The following is a 9,287-nucleotide window of genomic DNA, read 5'->3' as shown; positions in this document are numbered from 1 at the left end:
TTCTTGTTGAACCGTCTTTATTTTTAAATGTTTTTGTTCTAGCATACATGGCACCTTAATTATAGCATGGCAATCCATATGCTAAAAGTTATTATATGGAAAACGTGGCACTACACTTTTTGAATTTCTCTAATATTGACCCTTGATTTTACTGGGTTTGTTGGAGGTTAGATTCGAAAAATGATGGAAAACTGTCAAACTCGAGTCATATAATAAATTGACATAAGGATAACGTGAAAGTTATAATTATTGTTACTTTAAGGACAAATATATGGTTTATAACAAATAAATTGAAGCTTGGTCAATAACCGTGTATTATGTCAGCATGATATAATCAAGCCGGAGCTTTAATTTATTATTTTTATTTAAGGAGGTAATTGTATTAATGACACGGTTGTTTGGTACCGATGGCGTGCGCGGGGTGGCCAATAAGGATCTTACTCCTGAATTGGCCTATAAGTTGGGCCGTGCCGGGGCATCCGTGCTGGCCAAAGACCACAGTCCGGTAAGATTGGTAGTAGGCCGGGATACCCGGGTTTCCGGGGACATGTTGCAGGCTGCTCTGTCCGCAGGTATCTGTTCCACAGGGGCGGATGTCTTATCCGTTGGGGTGATCCCTACCCCGGCCATAGCCATGTTGACCAGGGAACTAAACGCTGCTGCGGGCGTGGTGATATCGGCTTCGCACAACCCGGTGGAAGATAACGGCATTAAATTCTTCGGGCCGGGCGGTTATAAACTTACCGACGAAGAAGAAGATCGGATTGAGGAACTGCTGCGCAGCGATGATGCCGAATTACCTTCGCCGGTAGGGCCCGGCGTTGGCCGGATAAAACAGGTGACAGATGCCGATGACCGTTATGTTGCTTATCTTAAAACAAGTATTTCCGGTGATTTAAGCGGTCTGAGGATAGTGCTCGACTGCTCCAATGGAGCGGCCTACAGGGTTGCCCCCCGGGTACTGAAAGAACTTGGTGCAGATATAGTATCTATTTACAACCGCCCCAACGGGGTGAACATCAATGCCGGGTGCGGCTCTACCCACCCGGAAAACCTCCAGGCAGCGGTGGTGCAGCACGGTGCCGACCTGGGCCTGGCCCACGATGGAGATGCCGATCGTTTGATTGCCGTGGATCATCAGGGTAACCTGGTTGATGGCGACCAGATTATGGTTATCTGCGCCCGGCACTTGAAAGCCCAAAATCAGTTGCCTAAAAATGCTGTGGCGGTCACGGTGATGAGCAACCTGGGTTTGAAACTGGCTATGCAGGAAGCGGGCATCGAGGTTCTGGAAACAAAAGTGGGAGACCGCTACGTGCTGGAAGAACTGCTGCGCAGCGGAGCTGCTTTGGGTGGCGAGCAGTCCGGGCATATTATCTTCCTTAAGCACAGTACCACGGGTGATGGCCTGCTTACCGCGCTGCAATTGCTGGCGGTGGTAAAATCCACCGGGCGCAGCCTGGCCGAGCTGGCCGGGCAAATGGAACGCCTGCCACAGATATTGGAAAATATTCAGGTTGCAGATAAACACCGGGTCATGACCAGTTCGTTGCTGGAGCAGAGCATTGCGGCAATGGAAAAGCGCTTGGCCGGTCAGGGCCGGATACTGGTGCGTCCCTCCGGCACCGAGTCGCTGGTGCGGGTAATGGCTGAGGGACGGGATATGAAGCAGTTGCAGGCGATTGTGGATGATCTGGTAGGGTTAATTAAGCGGCTGTAATGGCATTTCAGCCGCGCCCGAAACGGGCGGTTCAATAATCATAATAACAAGCGCCAGAACCCGGATTACCCGGGTTGACGAGGTGGGAGCTAATCGAAATTTCGGCGGGTACTCCCCGGTCCGGTCACGACCGTCAAAGGTACTACAAAACCTGTGGGTAACTGCGGGGACAAAGGGTACCGGGTGACTTAGGAAGAAAGAAATACCGACCTTCCGGGCCGTCAAAAAGGTATATTTTTGTACGGCTGATTAAAGGCTATTAATTAAGTGCTAGTTACGGAGGTTATATTTATATGTGCGGCATTGTAGGATACATCGGTGGTCGTCAGGCAGCATCCATATTGCTGGACGGGTTACAGAAGCTGGAATACCGGGGCTATGATTCTGCCGGCATTGCGGTTATTCAGGATAACGCCATCGAGCTGCAGAAGAAAGCGGGCAAACTTGCTATACTTCGTGAACAAATGAGCGTCTCCATGCCCACGGCAACAGTGGGCATCGGGCATACCCGCTGGGCTACTCACGGTCGCCCCAGCGATGCCAATTCACATCCCCACCTGGACTGCTCGGGCCGGTTTACGGTGGTGCATAATGGTATCATCGAAAATTATCTTCCCCTGCGGGAGTGGCTCATTACCCGGGGGCATGTGTTCCGCTCGGAGACTGATACCGAAGTGCTGCCTCACTTAATTGAGGAATTTTACACGGGCAATTTGGTGGAAACGATGCAGCAGGTACTCAAGCAAGTGACCGGTTCTTACGCGATGGTGGTGCTGGCTCTGGATGAACCAAGCCGGCTGGTGGCGATTCGCAATGACAGCCCGCTGGTGGTTGGACTGGGGGACGGGGAAAACTTCCTGGCATCTGATTTGCCGGCCCTGCTGGCCTATACCCGCCGGACTTATATCCTGGAGGACGGGGAAATAGCTGTGCTCACCCGGGAGCAGGTGCAGGTATTTGACCAGGCCGGCCAACCGGTGGCGAAGCAAGTATTTACCGTTAATTGGGAGGCCAAACAGGCCGAAAAAGATGGTTATGCCCATTTTATGCTTAAGGAAATCCATGAACAGCCCCGGGCCATCAAGGATACACTGAGCGGGCGTATTGCCGCAGACGGCGGCAGTATAACTTTACATGAAATAAATATACCGGAAGCACAGCTGCCGGACATTAATAAAATATTCATTACTGCCTGTGGTACTGCTTACCACGCCGGGCTGGTGGGCAAACATATTATTGAATCACTTGCTCGTATTCCGGTGGAAGTGGATATCGCCTCAGAATTTCGCTACCGCAATCCGCTGCTGGACCGGCATAGCCTGGTAATTGTGGTCAGCCAGAGCGGTGAAACCGCCGATACTCTGGCAGCACTGCGGGAAGCCAGGCGCAAAGGTGCCCGGGTGCTGGCGGTGACCAATGTGGTGGATAGCTCGGTAGCTAGAGAAGCAGATGATGTGCTTTACACCTGGGCCGGCCCGGAAATTGCCGTAGCTTCAACTAAAGCTTACACTACCCAGCTGGTTGCTATGTACCTCATTGGATTGTACCTGGCTCAGGGTCGCGGCACTATAAAGCCGGAGGAGCTGAAGGGGATTATCACCGGCCTGCGCGAGCTACCTGACAAAGTGAACGCAATTTTAAAAGATAGTCATGGTATTGAAGCTTTTGTCCGGCAATACCGTGATTGTGCCGACGTCTTCTTTATCGGTCGGGGATTGGACTACGCCGTGGCTATGGAAGGTTCATTAAAGCTCAAGGAAATCTCCTACATCCATGCCGAGGCCTACGCTGCCGGTGAGCTTAAACACGGCACCCTGGCGCTGATTGTTCAGGATGTCCTGGTTATTGCCCTGAACACCCAGGTGACACTGTTTGATAAAATGCTCAGCAATATCAAAGAGGTCAAGGCCAGGGATGCCACAGTGCTGGCGGTGGCCATGCGCGGGCTGGAAGAGGTGGCCAAGGAAGCCGACCATGTCATGTATGTACCCGACACCCACCAGGTGCTGGCCCCGGTGCTGGCAGTGATACCGCTGCAGCTGCTGGCTTACCATATGGCAGTAGCTCGGGGCTGTGATGTTGACCAGCCCAGAAACCTGGCAAAAAGCGTAACAGTGGAGTAGGGGTGTAAGGTTAACACAGCGCATCTGTTTCATTGAATTCATTATGCCAATAGTGCCTTAATGTAACTTTTTAGCCAACATGTAGGAGCTAACAAAAAGTATACAGTTATTATTTTGTAGCCGCATTTTGAGACAGAGAAATGCGGCTACAAAATTTTAAAAGTACGTTGCTTTTTGTTGCCTTCCGGCGGGCAACGGGTGCTTAAAACGGCTGTTTAGCCGGTTGGAGTAAGCCGTAGGGGGAGGAATAGCCATTATTTTGTCGAAATAATAATAATGGCTAAATGCGCCGGAATGCGTTTACTCTACAAGCCGGTCGCGGACGGGGCAAGAAGGAAAATAGCCGGATATATAAAAAGCCTGTGAGGTTGCGTGCATCCCGTGATTGCCAATCTAATGTCGTTGATTGACCAATACTGATGGAGGTGTTGCCCCGTGTTTGTTAAATTTTTTTATGAACTGAGAAATGTGGGTGTACCGGTATCTTTAAACGAGTGGCTGACTTTGATGGAAGCCTTAAACCAGGGCATAGGGATCGCTAACCTGGACGAATTTTACCTGGTCGCTCGTTCTATTCTGGTCAAAAGTGAAACGCAGTTTGATAATTATGACCTGGCCTTCCAAAATTACTTCAGCGGCATTGAAACACCGCCAGATTTGGTTAATGAAGCATTAGCCTGGTTGTACAATGGGTTGCCGCCCGAGGTAACGGCTCAGGAGTTACGAGCGCTGCCCGTGGAGAGCAATCCGGCTGAAACAAGGAAGATCGTTAACACTAACTTTCGGCAGGATGGCAATAAGGCAACTAAAGGCGGCGGCTCGAGGCGCGGTGGTTCTAACCCAAAAGGGGTGCGCTTGGACGGTGCGCCCGGCAATTTTACGGCTATGCAAGTAGCAGCCAGGAGGAACTACCGTGGCTTTCGAGGTGATATGATTCTTGGCGTCAGGAAGTTTGAAGCGGCTTTGCGGGTCTTACGCCAGCTGACCAATCAACATGAAGGCCTGAAGAATGAGCTGGATATTAACCTGACAATTGATAAAACCTGCCGGAATGCCGGTCGGTTGGAGCTGGTTTGGGACCGGCCGCGCAAAAACAACTTGAAAATATTGCTGCTGATGGATTCCGGCGGCTCCATGGATATGCATATCAATCTTTGCAGCCGGCTCTTTACAGCTTTTAAACGCTCCAGCCATTTAAAGGAGCTCAAGATTTATTACTTCCACAATTGTATTTATGATTACATTTATGAGAAACCCAATTGCAGCGAGGAACAGGCGCTGACCACGTATGATTTTTTGCGAAAATATGATGATAGTTACCGGCTAATTATTATTGGTGACGCCAGTATGGCTGAGAGTGAACTAATGGCGGTCAACGGGGCTATTGATTATGATCAGCTTAATAGTGATCCCGGGGTGGTTTGGCTGGAGCGGTTTGCCAAACATTTCAGCCATAATGTTTGGCTCAATCCGATACCAGCCGGGGGATGGGATGAGCGAATGAACTACCGGGCTCGTTCCATTAACATGATCCGTCAATTATTTCCCATGTATGAGCTGTCGGTAAACGGGCTGGAGCAGGCGGTAAAAAGACTTAAGGTCAGCAGGTAAAGGAATAGCCTGGTTAAAAGAAAGTATGAAAAAACCGCCTGAGCACATCCGCTCCCCCGAGCAGCACGCCCATGCTGCTGCCAAAGTTGGCCAGCACTACTACCAGCAGGACATGGGTAACCTTATTACGCCAGAAGCCCTTAAGGGAAAAAATATCCTCGGACAAGTTTTCAAAATCCCGCACATTAGGTTTTCTAATCACTGCCTCGGTAAGACCGGCAAACCAGCCCGCTGCCAGCAGGGGATGGAGAGTGGTGAACGGTGAAGCAATAAATGCTGTCAGCACCGCCAGGGGGTGGGCCAGGGCTATTAAAGCCCCCAGGGCTGACAGGGTGCCTGTCCAGGCGACCCAGCTGGTTAGCTGCTCAAACCCTGTGGTTCTGTCTACAGTAAAAGTGGAAATAATCAGTGCCATGATCAGCAGCGGTATAGCCCAGGTAATAATTTTGAAAATGCGGGAAGTTGGTGGCACGCTGGATAGTCGGGTAAGATCATGATCACGAGTAAGTTCCCTTTTAATGCCGGGCACGTGTCCGGCTCCCAATACTGCCACGATTTTGTTACCGGGGGCAGTTTTTATTTTTTCCGCCAGGTACTGGTCTCTTTCGTCAATGAGTACGGACTTGAATTTTGGTGAAACCTGGGATAACTCGTCCAGGGCTGCGGTTAACATATCCTGGCTTTTCATTTTATCCATTTCTTCTTCACTGAGATCTTCAGTGTTAAACAAACTCAAAATAATTTGGAAAAATAATTTAATTTTTTCCCAAGAACCGGAACTACGCCACAGCCGCAGCATGGTAACTTGAATATCCCGGTCGGCCAGGCACAGGTTAGCACCGATTTCATTGGCGGAGGTGATGCCCTGGATCATTTCCTGGCCAGGTTGAATGCCAAACTGGCGGGCTAATCTTTTCTGGTAGGAGGAGAGGATTAAACTAATTAACAGCAGCAATGACTGGCCATTTTTAATTATTTTTACAATATCTGTGTTCTTCCATTTATCGGCATCGATAATAGATTGATAGCGGGACTCGCATAATTCCACACAAACTGTATCGGGTCTTTCTGCTTGGATAACCTCTTGAACCTCTGCGGCGCTTTTGGGGGAAACATGGGCGGTCCCGATGAGCAGGATTTCCCTGCAGCCTAACTCAAGGCGGTGTACATTGTCACTTTTTGTATCCAATTGATCACTTCCCCATGTGTTGTGGTAAAACAAATATATCATATCATATCTGCGGTAATTTACCACGTGCTAGAAAGCCTGCTGCTAGTTTTTATTAATTAGTTATTTACATATGGAATAATACCAGCAAGCCGAAGTGGTGCAACTTTGATTATGCTGGTGCAATATTGCACCAGCATAAATTTGAATAAGACATATTTTCGACTTTTTTTGCGAACAATAAAGCTGTTTGATGCTGTAAATCAACCGTTTAAGGTTAAATTAATACCACTTGGGAATTGCCTGTGTGAATGGTCGAAGTTTTGCAACAATTTTTTACGATAATAAACAATTTAATACTATTTCGCTATAACTTGCTATTCAACGCTTATTCAAACAAATATTAATAACCTATTTAAGGGAGGAGCATGATTGTGAACGCACAACAAATGTTGAAAGAAAAAATGATGTCCACGGCAGAAGCGGCTAAGTTAATTAAGTCGGGTGACTTAATTTACACACCGTCGGCTTCTAATGAACCCGCTGATCTCTGGGAAGCTATTGCTGACCGGGCGGAAGAGTTGGAAGGTGTTAGAGTTAGACAATTCTTAACCAGGCGCGCACACAAATATTTAGATCCTTCATATTCTAAGCACATTAAAGTTGAATCTATGTTTGTTACCGCACCGATCAGAAAACAGGTTCACGAAGGTTTTGCCACCTACATGCCTTGGAACTTCAGCGACATGCCCGCCATGGTCAGACAGGGCGGTTGTGACGTACTGATGCTCGCTGCAACTCCCATGGACGAGCACGGGTATTTTTGTTATGGCTTAGGCTGTGACTATACTCCTGCTTGTGTTGAAGTGGCCAAGAAAATTATCGTGGAAGTTAACCCCAATATGCCCTGGACCGGTGGTTATAATAAAATTCATATTTCCCAGGTGGATGCAGTTTGTGAGAGCAATGCACCGTTATTTGAATTAGAACAACCTACGATCTCTGCCATGGATGAAAAGATCGCTGCCCCGATCGCTGAACGTATTCAAGATGGCTCCACTTTGCAAGTAGGTATCGGCGGTATTCCCGCTGCAGTATGCAAGTACATGACCCACAGGAAAGACCTGGGTATGCATACTGAACTGGTCACCGATTATATCGGCGAAATGATGGAAACCGGCTGCTTAAACGGGAGCAAAAAAACAATTCATAAAGGCAAGGTTATCGCTACCATCGTCGAAGGCACCAGAAAATGTTTTGATTATATCGCTAATCACCCGGCTATTGAATTCCACCCGGTGGATTATACGAATAATCCTTTTATCATCGCTCAAAACCCTAAAATGGTCAGTATCAACGGTACTATTGAGGTTGATTTATTTGGCCAGTGCTGCTCCGAATCTATGGGCCCCAAAATTTATGGAGGTATTGGCGGCCAGCTTGACTTTGCCAGAGGCTGCACTATGTGCCCGGATGGCCAAGGGTTTATCGTTTTGACTTCGACCACCAAGAATGATACCATCTCCAAGATCGTGCCAACTCTGACTCCTGGTGCCATTGTATCCACTACCAGGACTCTGGTTGACCATGTCGTTACTGAGTACGGATGTGTTAAACTGCGTGATAAATCCATGCAGGAAAGGGCCAAGCTGATGATCAGTATTGCCCATCCTAATTTCCGCGATATGCTTACTTTCGAAGCTAAGAAAATGGGTCTCATCGTTTAATTTGTTAATACTCAAAGCGCCTCATTTGAGGCGCTTTTTTTATGCTGGTAAGGAAGGCATACTGTTAAGTAGACCCTGTCTTAATTGGTAGACAGATTCTAGTCTGTAATAATTAATAAAACTGTTAACATGTACATTACAACCGTTAACACCTAAAATAAGACCATTTAGCAACTTTAGCTAAATGGTCGTTGTTTTTTTATTTGCTTTATTATATCATATAATTAAATACTTTCTGAAAATTGTCAATTGCGAGTCGAAAGGTGGCGGTATTTCGGGAAATATGGCGATTCGTTGGACAAGTTTTAAGTGGTGTAAAATCACTTAATAAACTTAAATTTCATCAAGAGATAAAAGGGAGGTAAACTAATGAACGTACAGCAGATGTATAAGGAGAAACTGACTACCCCGGAGATAGCGGCTCAGTCAGTTAAATCTGGAGACCTGATTTATACACCTTCGGAGGCTAACGAGCCCACTGCAATATGGGAAGCTTTAGCCGACCGGAAGGATGAGTTGAAGGGCGTTAGGGTCAGGCAATTCTTGACCAGGCGCAAGCACAGATACGTGGATCCATCTTTTGCTGAGAATATTAAAGTAGAATCCCTATTTGTGACTACTCCCATCAGGCAGATGGTTCACGACGGCTATGCCACCTATATGCCCTTTAACTTCAGTGACATGCCCGCCATGGTCAGGCAGGGCGGTTGTGACGTGTGGATGGCCACTGTTACCCCCATGGATGAACACGGCTATTTTTGCTATGGTTTAGGCTGCGACTATTCTCCTGCTTGTGTAGAAGTGGCCAAAACCATTATTGTGGAAGAGAATCCCAATATGCCCTGGACCGGTGGCTATAACAAAGTTCACATTTCCCAGGTGACTCATATTATTCGCGATAATACGCCGATATTTGAACTAGAACAACCCACTATTTC

5 protein-coding genes and 1 pseudogene are annotated in these 9,287 nt (G+C 47.8%); 5 read left to right on the top strand and 1 reads right to left on the bottom strand.

The genetic code is table 11. From position 1 onward, the window contains the following. Nucleotides 1-385 precede the first annotated feature (385 nt). The 3 genes from glmM to SPSYN_RS05940 all read left to right on the top strand — a co-directional run bounded on the left by glmM (nucleotide 386) and on the right by SPSYN_RS05940 (nucleotide 5,454). On the top strand, nucleotides 386-1,720 hold the full coding sequence (gene glmM / locus SPSYN_RS05950; protein ID WP_161821582.1) for a phosphoglucosamine mutase: 1,335 nt from the start codon (nucleotides 386-388) through the stop codon (nucleotides 1,718-1,720). 293 nt (nucleotides 1,721-2,013) lie between these two features. Then, the gene (gene glmS / locus SPSYN_RS05945; RefSeq protein ID WP_161821581.1) at nucleotides 2,014-3,843 is read left to right on the top strand and encodes a glutamine--fructose-6-phosphate transaminase (isomerizing); all 1,830 of its coding nucleotides are present in this window, start codon (nucleotides 2,014-2,016) and stop codon (nucleotides 3,841-3,843) included. Nucleotides 3,844-4,278: 435 nt separating this feature from the next. Next, nucleotides 4,279-5,454: a VWA domain-containing protein gene (locus SPSYN_RS05940; RefSeq protein WP_161821580.1), complete on the top strand. Its 1,176-nt coding sequence runs from the start codon at nucleotides 4,279-4,281 to the stop codon at nucleotides 5,452-5,454. Nucleotides 5,455-5,467: 13 nt separating this feature from the next. Here SPSYN_RS05940 and SPSYN_RS05935 read toward each other — a convergent pair whose 3' ends face one another. Then, complete coding sequence (locus SPSYN_RS05935) at nucleotides 5,468-6,643, bottom strand: TraB/GumN family protein (protein WP_202623745.1); 1,176 nt, start codon at nucleotides 6,641-6,643, stop codon at nucleotides 5,468-5,470. 413 nt (nucleotides 6,644-7,056) lie between these two features. Between SPSYN_RS05935 and SPSYN_RS05930 the strand changes: the two genes are divergently transcribed. Both SPSYN_RS05930 and SPSYN_RS05925 read left to right on the top strand, forming a co-directional pair. Next, a complete protein-coding gene (locus SPSYN_RS05930) occupies nucleotides 7,057-8,349 on the top strand; it encodes an acetyl-CoA hydrolase/transferase family protein (protein WP_423828284.1) in 1,293 nt (430 codons plus the stop codon). 369 nt (nucleotides 8,350-8,718) lie between these two features. Beyond that, nucleotides 8,719-9,287 (top strand): annotated as a pseudogene (locus tag SPSYN_RS05925) (4-hydroxybutyrate CoA-transferase); the annotation flags it as partial.

Origin of the sequence: Sporotomaculum syntrophicum (genome assembly GCF_009932395.1) — a bacterium.
Taxonomy (GTDB): domain Bacteria; phylum Bacillota; class Desulfotomaculia; order Desulfotomaculales; family Desulfallaceae; genus Sporotomaculum; species Sporotomaculum syntrophicum.
Note: the sequence above shows the minus strand (reverse complement) of the source record. Positions and strands in the feature narration are given on the sequence as shown.

Bases quoted from the DNA above. Each gene is read 5' to 3' on its own strand.
- glmM (WP_161821582.1), top strand. From the start codon at position 386: ATGACACGGTTGTTTGGTACCGATGGCGTGCGCGGGGTGGCCAATAAG.
- glmS (WP_161821581.1), top strand. From the start codon at position 2,014: ATGTGCGGCATTGTAGGATACATCGGTGGTCGTCAGGCAGCATCCATA.